This is a genomic window from Streptomyces sp. NPDC058375 (genome assembly GCF_042723425.1).
In the GTDB taxonomy this organism is placed as follows: Bacteria; Actinomycetota; Actinomycetes; order Streptomycetales; family Streptomycetaceae; genus Streptomyces; species Streptomyces durocortorensis.
The window spans coordinates 40,668-56,101 of record NZ_JBHXJG010000009.1 but is presented as its reverse complement, the minus strand read 5'-3'; the positions used below and the strand labels follow the sequence as shown (position 1 = coordinate 56,101).

The following is a 15,434-nucleotide window of genomic DNA, read 5'->3' as shown; positions in this document are numbered from 1 at the left end:
GCTCCGGGCCGCACGGTGAACCCCACCGCGCGGCCCGGAGCCGTTCCGGGCGACCATTGACGCAGGTCGAGCGGGCTTATAACTTCACTATACGGATTGTTGATTCCGGGAAGCGGAAACAACGAGAGCGTGGAGGGTACGGTCATGGGTCAGCAGGAGAAGGTGGCAACGAGCCTCGCCGGTGCGGTCAGCGAGGAGATCAGTGCCTCCCTCACGGCGGTCGACGCGGAGCTCGCCCGCCGCTACCCGGGTGATCCCGGCACCCGCCAGCCCGTGCACACCGTCTACGTACCCGGTGACGTCTTCGAGCCCGGCACCCTGCGCTCCTGGGGCGACCAGGCGCTGGCCGCCCTTGACGAACACGCCCCCGACGCCGCTTCGTTCGCCGCCGTCCTCGGCATCCCCGAGGAGCTGGCAGGCCCGGTCCACGACCGCGTACGCGCCAAGCTGGAGCGCGAGCCCGTCGAGGACCTGCGCATCGACTTCGAGGACGGCTACGGCCCCCGCCCGGACGCCGAGGAGGACGAGGCCGCCGCCCGGGTCGCGCGCCTGGTCTCCGAGGCGTACGCGAACGGCACGGCCGCCCCGTACATGGGCATCCGGATGAAGTGCATGGAAGCCGGTGTCCGCGACCGGGGCATTCGCACCACCGACGTCTTCCTCACCGGCCTGATGGAGGCGGGCGGGCTCCCCGAAGGGCTCGTGCTGACCCTGCCGAAGGTGACGTACCCCGAGCAGGTCACCGCCTTCGTCCAGCTCCTCGAAGCCTTCGAGAAGGCCCACGGCCTCGACGCCGGACGCATCGGCTTCGAGATCCAGATCGAGACCAGTCAGTCCATCCTCGCCGCCGACGGTACCGCCGCCGTCTCCCGCATGATCGACGCGGCGCGGGGCCGGGCCACCGGGCTGCACTACGGCACCTTCGACTACAGCGCCTGCGTCGGCGTCAGCGCCGCCTACCAGGCCAGCGACCACCCGGCCGCCGACCACGCCAAGGCCGTCATGCAGGTCGCAGCCGCAGGCACCGGCGTACGCGTCTCCGACGGCTCGACCAACGTCCTGCCCGTCGGCCCGACCGACCAGGTGCACGAGGCCTGGCGGCTCCACTACGGCCTCACCCGCCGTGCTCTGGCCCGCGCCTACTACCAGGGCTGGGACATGCACCCCGGACACCTGCCGACGCGTTACGCGGCCGTCTACACCTTCTACCGCGAGGGCCTGGAGCCCGCGGCCGCCCGGCTCGCCGCGTACGTGGCCAAGGCCGGCGGTGACGTCATGGACGAGCCCGCCACCGCCAAGGCCCTCAGCGGCTACCTGCTGCGCGGCATCGACTGCGGCGCGCTGGACGCCGCCGAGGTCGCCCGGCTGACCGGCCTGACCCGCGCGGACCTGGACGCCTTCGCCTCGCCGCGTCGGGGCGACCTGACGGTCACCGCTCCGTAAACCGCAAAGCTCCCCAAAACCGTAAAGCTCCGTGAAGCTGTGAAACCGTGAAGAGGAGCGTCAGTAGCCTTCGCGCCCCGAGGGGACGGCCAGTCCCGCCGGGGTGCGCAGGCCCGCGACCGGCACCGTGCGCTGGCCGCCGCGCACCGGCAGCTGCACCACCCGGTCGTTGTCGAAGTCCGCGATGTACAGCGCGCCCGCGGGGTCGAAGGCCAGGCCGTACGGGGAGTTGAGCCCGGTCGCCGGGACGGTGCGCTGCGGCCCGCCGCCCGCCGGCAGCCGCACCACCCGGTCGTTGCCGCTGTCGGAGACGAACAGGTCCCCTCCCCGGCCGAAGGCCAGGCCGGTCGGCTGGGAGAGCCCCGTCGTGGTCACGGTCGTCTGCGGGCCGCCGGCGGCGGGGACCTTCACCACGCGGTCGTTGACGAAGTCCGCCACGAAGAGGTTCCCCGCCCCGTCCAGCGCGAGCCCGTTGGGGTGGAGCAGCCCGGTGGTGGGGACGGTGACCTGGCCGCTGCCGTCGGCGGGCACCATCACCACCCGGTCGTTGAAGCTGTCGGCGATGTAGAGGTCGCCGTCCGCGTTCAACGCCAGCCCGATGGGGCGGGAGAGGCCGTCGGTGTCCACGACGGCCTGCGGGCCGCCGTCGCCCGGCACCCGTACGACCCGGTTGTTGCCGGTGTCGGCGATGTAGAGGTCGCCCGAGGAGTCCAGCGCCATCCCGGTGGGGCGGATCAGACCGGTCGCCGCGACCATGACCGGCTCGCCGCCGCCGGGCGGCAGACGCAGCACGGTGTTGTCGCTGTAGTCGGAGATGTAGAGGGGCGCCGCGCCGTGCGCCGGAGGGTGTCCGTCCGCCGTCCCGGGCGCGGCGGAGGCGATCGGGGCCGCGCACAGCAGCAGGGCCGCCGCCATCCCGGCGGGCCGCCAACGCGCCCTCCTGCGGACCGGCTTCGGGGCATCCGCCCCCGGCCCGCCGGAATCCGTGGATGATGACGGGGCTGTCACGGGATGGCTCATGAGGTACGCACCTGTTCTGGACGTGCTGCCGCTGCCGTACTGACACGCCCCTTCAGGCGTCGCCAGCCGACGGTAGGAATCGCCCCCGCCGAACCGGCGGCACCACGCCCCGACCGGCAGGGCGGCCACCCCAACGGCCCCGGACGCCCCCGTCGTACCCCGCAAGACCCCTCAGGCGTCCCGGCGCGCGGCCGCGCCGCCACGGGCGCGGTAGGCGCGCATCTTGTGCCGCGCGCCGCACACGTCCATGTCGCACCAGAGGCCGTTCGACGACGGCGCCCGGTCGTAGAAGACCCAGCGGCACTCCGGGGCCGCGCAGGCCTTGAGGCGGGTCGCGTGACGCCCGGTCAGACCGTGGAACAGGAGCGCCTCGAGCACGGGGCGCACCGCCTCCGCCACCGCCCCGCCGGAGGCCGGCCGCAGGGTGAGCGTGCCGTCGGGGCGTACGGTCGGAGCGCCCGCGACCGCGGCGACGAGCCGATTGAGGGCGTCGACCGCCTCCGGGGAGGTCCGCTCGACCAGGAAGGCCCGGACGGTCTCCCGCGCCTCCGCGAGCGCCGCCAGGTCTCCGGGACCGCTGAGGGCCGGGAAGCCGTGCGCACCGAGCCACCGGGCCGCCGTCTCCGGCCGGGCGAGGTCGTCCTCGCCGTGGAGGTGGGTGGCCGTGTTGCAGAACTCCTCGACGAGTTCGAGTTCCGCGGGTGCAGGGTTCCTTCGCATGATCACCACTTTACCAACGTTACCAACTAGAGTCCTTTGCTGGTAACGTCGTAAGTCCGGCGGGGTTCCGCCCCTCCCACCCGCACATCAGGAGGCACACCGTGAACGGGCAGCTGACCAGGACGTTCGATACTCCGGACGGGGCGGTGCGCTGGGATGTGCTGGGGGTGGGGGAGCCGGTCGTCCTGCTGCACGGCACCCCGTTCTCCTCGCTCATCTGGCGCGACATCGCACCGGCGCTCGCCCGCGACCACCGCGTCCACCTCTTCGACCTGCTCGGGTTCGGGCAGTCGGAACAGCGCGACGGGCAGAACGTCGGCCCGGCGGCCCAGGCGAAGGTGTTCACGCGGCTTCTGGAGCACTGGGGACTGGAGCGCCCCCGCGTGATCGCCCACGACATCGGAGGGACCGTGGCCCTGCGGGCGCTGCTCCTGGAGGGTGCGCGGTACGCGGACCTCACCCTGGTGGACGCGGTGGCCTGCGGGGAGTGGGGCACCGGACTCTTCCGGCTCATCCGGGAGAACGCGCATCTCTTCGAGCGACTCCCCGGCTACGCCCACGAGGCGCTGGTGGAGAGTCATCTGCGCCACGCCACCCACACCGGCTACCGGGCAGACGTGCTGGCCGCCCATCTCGATCCCTGGCGCGGCGAGCGCGGCCGGGCCGCGTACTACCGGCAGTACCGGCAGGCCGAACAGGCCGACACCGACGCGTTCCAGCACCTGCTGGGGGCCGTGCCGGTGCCGACCCGGATCATCTGGGGGCGCGAGGACCGGTTCCTGCCGGCGCCCTTCGCCGAGCAGTTGCACGCGCTGATCCCGAACTCCGAACTGCACTGGATCGAGGGCGCGGGCCACACCGTGCAGGAGGACGCCCCCGCACAACTGCTGGCCCTGCTGACCCGGGAGTTCCGGCCGGCCGGAGCCGGGGTCTGACGGGATCCGCCGGGGTCTGCCGGGATCCGTCGTAGTCCGACGGGATCCGACGGGCCTCAGGCGGGCGGCAGTTCGCCCGACCCGCGCGGGATCAGCGTCGTCGGCAGCTCCACCCGGGCCGGGGCGTGGTCCGCCCCGTCCAGGCGGCGGAAGAGGTGCTCGGCGGCGGTCCTGCCGACCGCCGACGCGTCCTGCGAGATCACGGTGATGCCGAGCAGGTCGGCCAGCTCGATGTCGTCGAACCCCACCAGCGCCACCGGCCGCTTCCGCTCCGCGATCACCCGGACCGCCGTCACCGTCACCCGGTTGTTGCCCGCGAACAGGGCGGTGACCGGCTCGGGGCCGCTCAGCATCTCCTCGGCGGCGGTCCGCACCCGCTCCGGTTCGGTGGAGCCGAGGGAGACCCAGCCGTCCTCGACGGTGATGCCCGCGTCCCGCATGGCGGCGTGATAGCCGCGCAGACGCTCGGTGGCCGTGTGGATCCGCGGCTGGTCACCGATGAACCCGATCCTGCGGTGACCGTGCGCGATGAGGTGCGCCACGCCCTCCCTGGCCCCGCCGAAGCTGTCGGAGAGCACCATGTCGACGTCCACATGGCCCGCCGGGCGGTCCACGAAGACCGTGGCGATGCCCGCTTTGATCTCCGGCTCCAGATAGCGGTGGTCGTCGCCCGCCGGGATCACGATCAGACCGTCGACGCGGCGGGCGCACAGCGCCAGCACCAACTCCTGCTCCCGCTCCGGGTCCTCGGCGCTGGAACCGTTGATCAGCAACGCGCCGTGCGCCCGGGCGACCTCCTCCACCGCGCGGCTCAACGGACCGTAGAACGGGTCCGCCAGATCCTCCAGGACCAGTCCGATGGATGCCGTACGGCCCTTGCGCAGCACGCGGGCGCTGTCATTGCGGCGGAAGCCCAGCGCGTCGATCGCCTCCTGCACGCGGCGCTCGGTGTCGGGCGTGACGCCGGGCTCGCTGTTCACCACCCGGGAGACCGTCTTCAGGCCGACTCCGGCACGGGCCGCCACGTCCTTCATGGTCGGCCGGTTGCCGTAGCGGGTCTCGGAATGACGGGCGGTCCGGTCCACGTGCGCTGTCCTGTCGTCGGATACGGGCGGGGCTGCGGTGCTCCGGCCGGGGCCGAGCGGGGCCGACTGGAGGCGCCGCGGGGGTGATCGGAGGCTGTGGCGTCGAGCATAGGCCCTGGACAACGTTGTCAAGAGGATGAAGACTGTGCAGACTGTGGACGGAACCCGCAGGTCCCGCCCCTTCACCGATCCGGAGAGCCCACACCGATGCATACCGACCTCGTCGCCGCGCTCGACATCGGCGGCACCAAGATCGCCGGAGCGCTGGTGGACGGCGACGGATCCCTCCTCGTACGGGCGCAGCGGCCGACGCCCGCCCGGGAGGGGGCCGAGGCGGTCATGGGGGCCGTGGACGAGGTGCTGGGCGAGCTGATGGCCTCGCCGCTGTGGAGCAGGGCCGGTTCCGTGGGCATCGGCAGCGCCGGTCCGGTGGACGCCGCCGCCGGTACGGTCAGCCCGGTCAACGTCCCAGGATGGCGGGACTTCCCGCTGGTGGAGCGGGTGCACAAGACGGCGGGCGGGCTGTCGGTCGCGCTGGTGGGCGACGGGGTCGCCATGACGGCCGCCGAGCACTGGCTCGGTGCCGCCCGGGGCTACGACAACGCGCTCTGCCTCGTCGTGTCGACGGGCGTCGGCGGCGGCCTCGTCCTCGGGGGCACCCTGCGCCCCGGTCCCTCGGGCAACGCCGGGCACATCGGCCATATCAGCGTCGACCTGGACGGCGACCCGTGCCCCTGCGGTGCGCGCGGCTGCGTCGAAGGCATCGCCAGCGGCCCCAACATCGCCCGCCGCGCCCTGGAGAACGGCTGGCGGCCCGGCCCGGACGGGGACGAGACGGCCGCCGCGGTGGCCGTTGCCGCCCGCGCCGGGGATCCGGTCGCCATCGCCTCCTACGAGCGCGCGGCCCAGGCCCTGGCGGCCGGCATCGCCGCCACCGCCACCCTGGCGGACCTCGACATCGCGGTGGTCGGCGGGGGAGTGGCCGGGGCCGGTGACGTGCTCTTCGTACCGTTGCGCCGCAGCCTGCGCGAGTACGCCACGCTCTCCTACCTCCGGCGGCTGACGGTCGCGCCCGCCGTGATGGGCAACGACGCGGGGCTGGTCGGCGCCGCGGCGGCGGCGATCGCGCTGCGCTGAGGGCACCCCGCCGCGACAGCCTCCGCAACAGCTTCCGGGGGACGCCCGGTTCGTCAGGCCGGGCGCCCTCTGGGCCACCCTCACGCCTCCCTCGCGCCTTTCGGTGGCAGGCCCGTCACGGCCGCCGCCGTCCGGCCCGCCTTCCGGTCCCTTTTCGGCCGCGTTCGCTCGGGACGACCGCATCCGGCCAACGCCGTCGCCCCCGCGGGGTTTCCGCGGCAGGGTGTTGCGGGCAAGCCACAGGGGGCTACGGAGGAGGGGGAACCGTGATCGTCTGGATCAACGGTGCGTTCGGTGCGGGCAAGACCAGCGCCGCGGGCGAACTGATCGATCTGATCCCGAACAGCACGCTGTACGACCCGGAGATCACCGGAGCGGGGCTGCGCAATCTGCTGCCGCAGAAGAGACTCGCCGAGGTCACCGACTTCCAGGACCTGCCGATCTGGCGGCGGCTCGTGGTGGACACGGCGGCGGCGCTGCTCGCCGAGGTGCCCGGGGTGCTGGTGGTGCCGATGACACTGCTGCGGCAGGAGTACCGCGACGAGATCTTCGGCGGGCTCGCCTCCCGGCGCATCCCGGTCCGGCATGTGGCGCTCTCACCTGAGGAAACGATCCTGCGCAGCCGGATCGCGGGCCGTGAGGAGTTTCCCGGCGACGACGAACAGAGCGAACGTGTGCGCCGCTGGGCGTACGAGCACATCGGCCCGTACCGCGACGCCCTCGGCTGGATCACCGAGGACGCGCATGTGGTCGACAACAGCGCTCTCACGCCCCGCGAGACCGCCGAGCGGATCGCGGACGCCGTGCGCACCGGGAGCGCCGCGCCGTGCCCGATCGTGCAGAGCCCCGAGCCGACCGGTGAGACGGTGGCCGCCGGGGTGCTGCTCTTCGACGAGCAGGACCGGGTGCTGCTCGTCGACCCCACGTACAAACCGGGGTGGGAGTTTCCCGGCGGTGTCGTCGAGGCGGGTGAGGCTCCCGCGCAGGCCGGGATCCGTGAGGTCGCCGAGGAGATAGGTCTCCGCCTCGACCGGGTTCCCACCCTGCTGCTCGTCGACTGGGAGTCGCCCCGCCCGCCCGGCTACGGCGGGCTGCGCTTCCTCTTCGACGGCGGCCTGCTCCGCTCCGAGGACGCCGGCCGGCTGCTGCTGCCCGGCTCCGAACTGCGCGGCTGGCGCTTCGTCACCGAGGAGGAGGCGGCGGGGATGCTGCCGCCCACCCGGTACGAACGGCTGCGCTGGGCCCTGCGGGCGCGCGAGCGGTCGACGGTGCTCAACCTGGAGGCGGGGGCGCCGGTGGGCTGAGCGGGGCCTGTACGGGGGCCGAGTCACGCCTCCCCCGGGCGGCGCGGCGGAAGCGCTGCGTGCGCCGGTCGCCCGTGCGGCCTCATGCGCCGTTCGCCGCCGCCTCCATCACCGCGGCCGCGTTCTCGGTGAGCGGGTCACCGTGACCGAAGCAGACGGTACGGGGCGCGAGCGCGGCCAGCCGCCGGGACGTGGCCGCCGCCCCGGCGCGGTCCACGTTGAACACGCCGAGCATCACCCGGTCCGCGCAGGCGACGGTGTCCCCGGTGAACAGCACGCCGTGGCGCGGCAGATGCAGCGCGATGGAGCCCGCCGTGTGCCCGGGGGCGTGGACCACCCGCGCGCCGTCCCCGAACGGCAGCACCTCACCGCCGGTCACCTCGCGGTCGACCCGGGTGGGCGGGGCCTCGGGGCACGTCAACCCATGTGCGTACAGCGGCCGTTCCCAGTCCAGCAGGTCCGGCTCCGGTACGGGGCGCTCGCCCCGGATCACCGGGGCGTCCAGCGCGTGGGCGAGGATCTCCGCGCCGTGGCGGTCGGCCAGCTCCTGCGCGGCCCCGTAGTGGTCGCGGTGGCCGTGGGTGATGACGATGCGGCGGATCCCGGCCGGGTCGTGGCCGAGCGAGCGGACAGCGTCCTCGATCGCGGCGGCTGAGTCGACGTCGCCCGCGTCGATCAGGGTCAGATCCGCCCCGTCGCGCCAGAGATAGGCCTGACCGATCCGGAACCGGAACATGTGCAACCGGGGAAGTACCTCGACGAGATCCATGCGGCGAACGTACGCAGCCGCGGGCGCCCGCCGCACGGAGCTACGCCGCCGGCGACTTCGCCGACGGCGTAGGAGGCCCCCGGGCCCCGGAGCGGCGGTCAGGCCTTCTTCGACGCCGCGTAGTTGCGCAGGAACAGCGCCTCGGCGACCGACATCCGCTCCAGCTCCTCGGGCGACACGCTCTCGTTCACCGCGTGGATCTGCGCCTCGGGCTCGCTCAGCCCGATCAGCAGGATCTCCGCCTCCGGGTACAGGCCCGCCAAGGTGTTGCACAGCGGAATGGAGCCGCCCATGCCCGAGGACTGCATCTCCTGGCCCGGGTACGCGTCCCGCATCGCGTCCGCCATCGCCTGGTACGCCGGGCTGGTCATGTCGGCCCGGAACGGCTGGCCCTGGCCCACCTGCTCCACCTTCACCCGCGCGCCCCAGGGCGCCCGCGACTCCAGGTGGGCGGTGAGCAGCTTCGTCGCCTCGGCCGCGTCGTGGCCCGGCGGCACCCGCAGGCTGACCTGCGCCCGGGCGCTCGCCTGCACGGACGGGGTCGCGCCGACCACCGCCGGGCAGTCGATGCCGATGACGGTGACGGCGGGACGGGCCCAGATCCGGTCCGCGACCGTGCCGGTGCCGATCAGCTCCACCCCGTCCAGCACCTTGGCGTCCTGCCGGAACTCCGCCTCCGGGTACTGGATGCCGTCCCAGTCGGCGTCACCGGTCAGACCGTCGACCGTGGTCGTCCCGTCCTCCGCGCGCAGCGAGGCCAGCAGCTGGATCATCGCGGCCAGCGCGTCCGGGGCCGCGCCGCCGAACTGCCCCGAGTGCAGGTTCCCTTCGAGGGTGTCCAGCTGCACGCGCAGCATGGTCATCCCGCGCAGCGTCGCCGTGACCGTCGGCAGCCCGACCCGGAAGTTGCCGGTGTCCCCGATGACGATCGTGTCCGCGCGCAGCAGCTCCGGGTGCGCCTCCGCGTACCGCTCCAGACCGCCGGTGCCCTGCTCCTCGGAGCCCTCGGCGATCACCTTCACCGAGACCGGGACACCGCCGTCCGCCTTGAGGGCGCGCAGCGCGAGCAGGTGCATGATGAACCCGCCCTTGCAGTCGGCCGCGCCCCGCCCGTACCAGCGTCCGTCGCGCTCGGTCAGCTCGAACGGCGGGGAGATCCACGCCGCCTCGTCCAGCGGCGGCTGCACGTCGTAGTGCGCGTAGAGCAGCACGGTCGGCGCCCCGGCGGGCCCGGGCAGGTGCCCGTAGACGGACTGCGTCCCGTCGGGGGTGTCCAGGAGCGCGACATCCGTGAACCCCTCGGCGCGCAGCGCGTCGGCGACCCAGTTGGCCGCGCCCTCGCACTCGCTCCTCGGGAACACCGCCGGGTCCGCCACCGACTGGAACGCCACCAGCTCGGCCAGCTCCTCCCGGGCGCGGGGCATCAGCGAGGCGACGGTCTCGGGAATCGGACGGGCGGTCATGGGCACGCTCCTCGTGGGTGCGACGTTATGGGTAGGACGCGGTGTGTACGCGACCGTGTGCGACGCCGTTGGGTGCGGCGACGCATGTACGACGAAATCATGGCCGATCCTCCCACAGGAGGGCTTGGCCGGAACGCGCCGTAGGATGCCGTGAGCAGCTTGGGGCCACTGGTCGGATCAGGAGCAGAAGCACATCGTGAGCAGCGAGAACGCAGACGCCGGACGTGAGCCGGAAGAGTCGTTGGTGTGGGATGTCGTCGTGGTCGGCGCCGGACCGGCCGGCGCATCGGCGGCGTACGCGGCAGCCGTGGCGGGCCGAAGAGTCCTGCTGCTGGAGAAAGCGGAACTGCCGCGCTACAAGACCTGCGGCGGGGGCATCATCGGCTTCTCCCGGGACGCCCTGCCGCCCGGGTTCGAACTGCCCCTGAAGGACCGCATCCACGCGGTCACCTTCTCGCTCAACGGCAAGCTGTCCCGCACCCGCCGCTCGCGGCGCATGCTCTTCGGGCTCATCAACCGCCCGGAGTTCGACGCCGGGCTGGTCGAGGAGGCGCAGAAGGCCGGGGCCGAACTGCGCACCGGCGCATCGGTGGTGCGGGTCGAGCAGCACGGTCCCGCCGTGCCCGACCGGCGAACGGTCGCCGTGGTGCTGGCCGGTGGCGAGACGGTGCTCGCGCGGGCGGTCGTCGGCGCGGACGGCAGTGCGGGCCGGATAGGGGCCCATGTCGGGGTCAAGCTCGACCAGGTCGACCTCGGCCTGGAGGCGGAGATCCCGGTTCCGGCCACCGTCGCGGAGGACTGGGCGGGCCGCGTGCTCATCGACTGGGGTCCGATGCCGGGAAGTTACGGCTGGGTCTTCCCCAAGGGCGACACCCTCACCGTGGGCGTCATCTCGGCGCGCGGCGACGGCGCGGGCACCAAGCGGTATCTGGAGGATTTCATCGCCCGCCTCGGCCTCGCCGGGTTCGAGCCGTCCATCTCCTCGGGCCACCTCACCCGCTGCCGCAGCGACGACTCGCCGCTCTCCCGCGGCCGGGTCGTGGTCTGCGGCGACGCGGCCGGACTGCTGGAGCCGTGGACCCGTGAGGGCATCTCCTTCGCGCTGCGCTCGGGCCGGCTCGCGGGGGAGTGGGCGGTCAGGATCGCCGAGTCGCACGACGCGGTGGACGCCCGCCGCCAGGCCCTCAACTACGCGTTCGCCATCAAGGCCGGCCTCGGTGTGGAGATGGGCGTCGGCCGCCGCATGCTCAAGCTGTTCGAGCGTCGGCCGGGCCTGCTGCACGCGGTGCTGACCGGTTTCCGTCCGGCCTGGAAGTCGTTCGCCGGAATCACCCGGGGCACGACGTCGCTGGCGGAGCTGGTCCGTACGCACCCGCTGGCGCAGCGGGCGCTCCACGCTATGGACCGCTAGCGGCGGCGGTCCGGACCCGCGCCCCGGGAACGCCTCGGGGCGCGGTCAGGCGTCCTCGGTGATGCGGAAGACCGGGTGGTCCGGGCAGGCCGCCAGCAGTTCGGCGTCCGTGGACTTCGCCGTGATCCCCTGGAAATACTGGTTGACCTCCCAGCCCCACCGCTCCAGATAGGCCCGGACGATCCGGGCCTTCTGTGCGTCGTCGGCGATCTCCACGGCGGTGAAGCGGCTGACCCTGCGCCCCAGCCGCAGCTCCCCGCCGCCCGCCGCGCGCATGTTGCGCACCCACTGCGAGTGGCCGCGCGCCGAGACCAGGTACCGGTCGCCCTCGAAGGTGTGGGCGTTGACGGGGATGCGCTGCATCTGCCCGCTCTTTCGCCCGCGCACCGACAGCTCGGCGGAGCCCATCAGGCTGAGACCGTGCCGGGCCAGCCGACCGACGACCTTGTTGAGGCGGACGGCGGAGGCGCTCGCCCGGCGGTAGTAGCTCTGCTGCGTCATGGTGACTCCCGCACTCGTGCGAGAGCGGTGCTCTCGCTTGAGATCAGTGTGCACGGAGAGGTGAGCGAAAGCAAGAGCGCTGCTCTCGTTCTTGGTCGGTGCTCCGTGCGCATGGCAGACTGATCGCATGAGCACCATCCGAGGGGCCAGGGAACGCGCCCGTATCGAAGTGACCGCGGCCATCAAGGACGAGGCCAGGAAACAGCTCGCCGAGGAGGGCGCGGCGAAGCTTTCGCTCCGGGCCGTCGCCCGGGAGCTGGGCATGGTCTCCTCCGCGCTCTACCGCTACTTCCCCAGCCGCGACGACCTGCTGACCGCGCTGATCGTCGACGCGTTCGACGCGATCGGCGCGGTCGCGGAGCAGGCGGCGGAGCGGACGGAGACTCTCCCGCCCGCCGAGCGCTGGGTCGCCGTCGCCTGTGCCGTACGGGAATGGGCGCTCCCGCACCCGCATGAGTACGCCCTCATCTACGGCTCGCCCGTCCCCGGCTACATCGCCCCGATGGACACGGTCGGGCCCGCGTCCCGGGTGGGGCTGGTCCTCATCGACATCGTCCGCACCGCGGGCCGGGCCGACGATCTCACCCTGCCGCCGCTCGCGGACGAGCTGCGCGCCGACGCGGAGCGGATGGCCGCCGACTTCGCCGAGGGCGTGCCTCCCGAGGCCGTGGCGGCCCTGGTCGCCGCCTGGGCCCAGTTGTTCGGCCTGATCTCCTTCGAGCTGTTCGGCCAGTTCAACCGGGTCGTCGAGGCGAGGGAGCCGCTGTTTCGGCAGGCCGCGGGGGAGCTGGCCCGCTCGGTGGGCCTGCGCGACGCCGGTACGGCCTGACGGCACAGCGCCGCCCTTCCCGGTGGCGTACTCCCCACGGAGTACGGGTGATCACCACGCACGGCGGACGCCCCGGCGCCCGCCCGCCGTCTAGCGTGGCCGCCATGGACGAACAGCAATCGCCGCACCGGGGCGGGCCGCCGCCGTGGCTGTCCGGCGCGCGTTCGCGGACCGCCGCCGGGCTGCCCTGGGTGTCGACGGCGGTGCTCCTGGTGTTCGTCATGGTCGGTACGGGCTTCGCCGAGCACGGGCAGGACCGCCGGCCCCTGGACCTGACGGCCCGGCTGCTGCTGCTCGTCGCGGTCGGCGTGCTGCTCCTGCGTCGCCGCCGCCCCGTCGTCGCCGTGGCCACCACCTGCGCGGCGACCCTGGTCTACCTCGCGGCGGGCTACCCGTACGGGCCCGTCCTCGTCGCCGTCGCCGTGGGCTGCTTCAGTGCGATCGTGACCGGCCACCGCAAGGCCGCCTGGTGGTCGCTGGGCGGGCTGTGGGCCGGGCACGTCCTGGTCTCCCACTGGCTCTACCGCTGGCTGCCGCCGGACGGCGACCCGGCCGAGTCCTGGACGCAGGAAGGCTTCGTCGCCGCCTGGGTCGTGGCCGTCGTGGCCGCCGCCGAACTGCTGCGGGTGCGCCGCGAGCAGTGGGCGGCCGCCCGTGCGGAGCGTGAGGCGGCGGAGCGGCGACGGGGCGACGAGGAACGGCTGCGCATGGCCCGCGAACTCCACGACGTACTGGCCCACTCGATCTCCGTCATCAACGTGCAGGCCGGGGTCGGGCTCGCGCTGCTCGACTCCGACCCGGAACAGGCCCGGACCGCCCTCACCACGATCAAGGGGGCCAGCAAGGAGGCGCTCGACGAGGTACGCCAGGTCCTCGCCAACCTCCGTACGCCCGGCGACGCCCCCACGTCCCCCGCCCCCGGCCTCGACCGGCTGCCCGAACTCGTCGAACAGGCGGCGGCCGCCGGACTCACCGTCACCGTCGAGAGCGAGGGCGACCCGGCCGCCGTCCCGCCCGGCGCCCATCTCGCCGCCTTCCGCATCGTCCAGGAGGCCCTGACCAACGTCGTCCGCCACTCCGGCTCCCGTACGGCGCTGGTGCACATCGCCTACGGCTCCGGGCGGCTCCGGCTCCGTATCGACGACGCGGGGCCGGCCACCGGCGGCGACGCGGGCGGCAGCGGCAACGGGCTCGTCGGGATGCGGGAGCGGGCCGCCGCCCTCGGTGGCACGATCGAGGCGGGCCCGCGCCCGGACGGCGGCTTCCGGGTCCTGGCCGAACTGCCGTTCACCGCCCCGGACCGCGACCGACGCCCGCCCGAGCCTCCCGAGGAGGCGAAGTGATCCGCGTAACGCTCGCCGACGACCAGCTGCTCGTACGGGCGGGCTTCCGCGCCCTGCTGGACGCGCAGCCCGACATCGAGGTCGCGGGTGAGGCCGCCGACGGCGAGGAGGCCGTCCGCCTGGTGCGCGAACTGCGCCCCGACATCGTGCTGATGGACATCCGCATGCCCCGACTGGACGGTCTGGCCGCCACCCGGCGGATCACCGGCGACCCGGAGCTGAACGAGGTGAAGGTGGTCATGCTCACCACCTTCGAACTCGATGAGTACGTCTTCGAGGCGCTGCGCAACGGAGCCTCGGGCTTCCTGGTCAAGGACACCGAGCCGGAGGAACTGCTGCGAGCCGTACGGGCGGTGGTCGGCGGGGACGCGCTGCTCTCGCCGGGCGTGACGCGCCGGCTGATCGCGGAGTTCGCGGCCCGCTCCAAGGAACCGACCGCCGCCGCCTCGCTCGCCCTGCTCACCGAACGCGAGCGGGAGGTGATGGCGCTGGTCGGCATCGGCCTGTCGAACGAGGAGATCGCCCGCAGACTGGTCGTCAGCCCGCTCACCGCCAAGACCCATGTCAGCCGTACGATGGTCAAGCTGGGGGCCCGCGACCGGGCCCAACTCGTCGTCCTCGCCTACGAATCGGGGCTGGTGCGCCCCGGCTGGCTCGGCTGAACCGGGGCGAGCGAGAGGTCCTCGGACCGCCCGGTGCTCACCAGGTGACGGCGGAGTTGTCCGTCCAGAGCCGGGCCACCGCGCGGTCGCCGCGCAGGGTGAGGGCGGTGAGCGGCAGCCGGTTCCAGAGGGCGAGGTAGAGCCCCTCGGCCGTACCGCTCAGCTCGCAGTCGAAGCCGTCGTCCGGCTCGTTCTCGGGCCCCGACCGTACGGCCTGCGGCGGATCCTGGGAGATCCGTACCCTCCAGGTCGCCGCCGTGTCCACGGCCCGTACCCGCAGTGTGCGCGGTTTGTCGGAGCGGACCTTGCTCGTGGGGCGGGCGTGGAAGCCGGTGAGGAGTTCGTCGATGCCGTCCACCGCCCGGTCTGCGGAGACCGGGGTCAGCGGGCCTCCGAGCGCCGATTCGGCGTCCACCCGGTGCACGGTCGTCTCGTTCAGCTGACGGCGGGACCAGAAGGCCAGCGGGGACGGCGCCGGCAGGAAGGTCCAGCAGTCCAGGTCGGCGGGGGCTTCCTCCAGCGACCGGACCAGATGGCGGTGCCCCTCGCGGAACCAGGCCAGGAGCTCGGCGCCGTCGAGGGCGGGTTCGCCGCCGTCCGGCTGATAAGCGGTGTGCCCCTCGGTGACGAACTCCGCCGCCCACCGGTGCACCATGCCGGTGTGCCGCAGCAGATGACGTATCTGCCAGCCGGGACAGGTCGGGACGGATGCGCCGGGGCCGGCCTGCTCGGCGGCGTCCGCGAGCAGCCGGCCTTCCTCGGACAACGACGCGATGTGCTCGGTGATCTGCATGGCGGCGATTGTGCCAGGG

The 15,434-nt window shown here is 73.3% G+C and carries 15 protein-coding genes; 8 read left to right on the top strand and 7 right to left on the bottom strand.

The window, feature by feature from the left end:
* Positions 1-144 precede the first annotated feature (144 nt).
* Positions 145-1,443 carry a DUF6986 family protein gene (locus ACFWM7_RS03390; protein ID WP_383254487.1) on the top strand — a complete coding sequence of 433 codons (1,299 nt, stop codon included), beginning with the start codon at positions 145-147 and terminating at the stop codon, positions 1,441-1,443.
* 60 nt (positions 1,444-1,503) lie between these two features.
* On the opposite strand, the gene ACFWM7_RS03385 is transcribed toward ACFWM7_RS03390, so the two are convergent.
* Both ACFWM7_RS03385 and ACFWM7_RS03380 read right to left on the bottom strand, forming a co-directional pair.
* Complete coding sequence (locus tag ACFWM7_RS03385; RefSeq protein WP_383254495.1) at positions 1,504-2,358, bottom strand: SMP-30/gluconolactonase/LRE family protein; 855 nt, start codon at positions 2,356-2,358, stop codon at positions 1,504-1,506.
* Between the two features lie 276 nt (positions 2,359-2,634).
* A complete protein-coding gene (locus ACFWM7_RS03380) occupies positions 2,635-3,183 on the bottom strand; it encodes a CGNR zinc finger domain-containing protein (protein WP_383254485.1) in 549 nt (182 codons plus the stop codon).
* Positions 3,184-3,284: 101 nt separating this feature from the next.
* Here ACFWM7_RS03380 and ACFWM7_RS03375 point away from each other — a divergent pair, with 101 nt between their 5' ends.
* Complete coding sequence (locus ACFWM7_RS03375) at positions 3,285-4,118, top strand: alpha/beta fold hydrolase (RefSeq protein ID WP_383254483.1); 834 nt, start codon at positions 3,285-3,287, stop codon at positions 4,116-4,118.
* A gap of 56 nt (positions 4,119-4,174) precedes the next feature.
* Here ACFWM7_RS03375 and ACFWM7_RS03370 read toward each other — a convergent pair whose 3' ends face one another.
* A complete protein-coding gene (locus ACFWM7_RS03370) occupies positions 4,175-5,203 on the bottom strand; it encodes a LacI family DNA-binding transcriptional regulator (protein WP_383254482.1) in 1,029 nt (342 codons plus the stop codon).
* A gap of 207 nt (positions 5,204-5,410) precedes the next feature.
* Here ACFWM7_RS03370 and ACFWM7_RS03365 point away from each other — a divergent pair, with 207 nt between their 5' ends.
* Positions 5,411-6,340, top strand: coding sequence for an ROK family protein (locus ACFWM7_RS03365; RefSeq protein ID WP_383254480.1), 930 nt, complete (start codon positions 5,411-5,413; stop codon positions 6,338-6,340).
* Positions 6,341-6,606: 266 nt separating this feature from the next.
* Complete coding sequence (locus ACFWM7_RS03360) at positions 6,607-7,644, top strand: NUDIX domain-containing protein (protein WP_383254478.1); 1,038 nt, start codon at positions 6,607-6,609, stop codon at positions 7,642-7,644.
* Between the two features lie 82 nt (positions 7,645-7,726).
* On the opposite strand, the gene ACFWM7_RS03355 is transcribed toward ACFWM7_RS03360, so the two are convergent.
* Both ACFWM7_RS03355 and ACFWM7_RS03350 read right to left on the bottom strand, forming a co-directional pair.
* Positions 7,727-8,413 carry an MBL fold metallo-hydrolase gene (locus ACFWM7_RS03355; protein ID WP_383254476.1) on the bottom strand — a complete coding sequence of 229 codons (687 nt, stop codon included), beginning with the start codon at positions 8,411-8,413 and terminating at the stop codon, positions 7,727-7,729.
* Positions 8,414-8,511: 98 nt separating this feature from the next.
* Positions 8,512-9,876, bottom strand: a complete 1,365-nt coding sequence (locus tag ACFWM7_RS03350) for a dipeptidase (protein WP_383254474.1) — start codon at positions 9,874-9,876, stop codon at positions 8,512-8,514.
* A gap of 196 nt (positions 9,877-10,072) precedes the next feature.
* Here ACFWM7_RS03350 and ACFWM7_RS03345 point away from each other — a divergent pair, with 196 nt between their 5' ends.
* Positions 10,073-11,287 carry a geranylgeranyl reductase family protein gene (locus tag ACFWM7_RS03345; RefSeq protein WP_356567248.1) on the top strand — a complete coding sequence of 405 codons (1,215 nt, stop codon included), beginning with the start codon at positions 10,073-10,075 and terminating at the stop codon, positions 11,285-11,287.
* A gap of 45 nt (positions 11,288-11,332) precedes the next feature.
* Here ACFWM7_RS03345 and ACFWM7_RS03340 read toward each other — a convergent pair whose 3' ends face one another.
* The gene (locus ACFWM7_RS03340) at positions 11,333-11,788 is read right to left on the bottom strand and encodes a nitroreductase family deazaflavin-dependent oxidoreductase (RefSeq protein ID WP_383254472.1); all 456 of its coding nucleotides are present in this window, start codon (positions 11,786-11,788) and stop codon (positions 11,333-11,335) included.
* A 127-nt stretch (positions 11,789-11,915) separates the two neighbouring features.
* Here ACFWM7_RS03340 and ACFWM7_RS03335 point away from each other — a divergent pair, with 127 nt between their 5' ends.
* From ACFWM7_RS03335 to ACFWM7_RS03325, 3 genes are all read left to right on the top strand, one after another.
* Positions 11,916-12,617, top strand: a complete 702-nt coding sequence (locus ACFWM7_RS03335) for a TetR/AcrR family transcriptional regulator (RefSeq protein WP_383254470.1) — start codon at positions 11,916-11,918, stop codon at positions 12,615-12,617.
* A 104-nt stretch (positions 12,618-12,721) separates the two neighbouring features.
* A complete protein-coding gene (locus tag ACFWM7_RS03330; protein ID WP_383254468.1) occupies positions 12,722-13,960 on the top strand; it encodes a sensor histidine kinase in 1,239 nt (412 codons plus the stop codon).
* The gene (locus ACFWM7_RS03325) at positions 13,957-14,622 is read left to right on the top strand and encodes a response regulator transcription factor (protein WP_065485939.1); all 666 of its coding nucleotides are present in this window, start codon (positions 13,957-13,959) and stop codon (positions 14,620-14,622) included. Before ACFWM7_RS03330 ends, ACFWM7_RS03325 begins: the two co-directional genes overlap by 4 nt.
* A 37-nt stretch (positions 14,623-14,659) precedes the next feature.
* On the opposite strand, the gene ACFWM7_RS03320 is transcribed toward ACFWM7_RS03325, so the two are convergent.
* Positions 14,660-15,415, bottom strand: coding sequence for a maleylpyruvate isomerase family mycothiol-dependent enzyme (locus ACFWM7_RS03320; protein ID WP_383254465.1), 756 nt, complete (start codon positions 15,413-15,415; stop codon positions 14,660-14,662).
* Positions 15,416-15,434 lie beyond the last annotated feature (19 nt).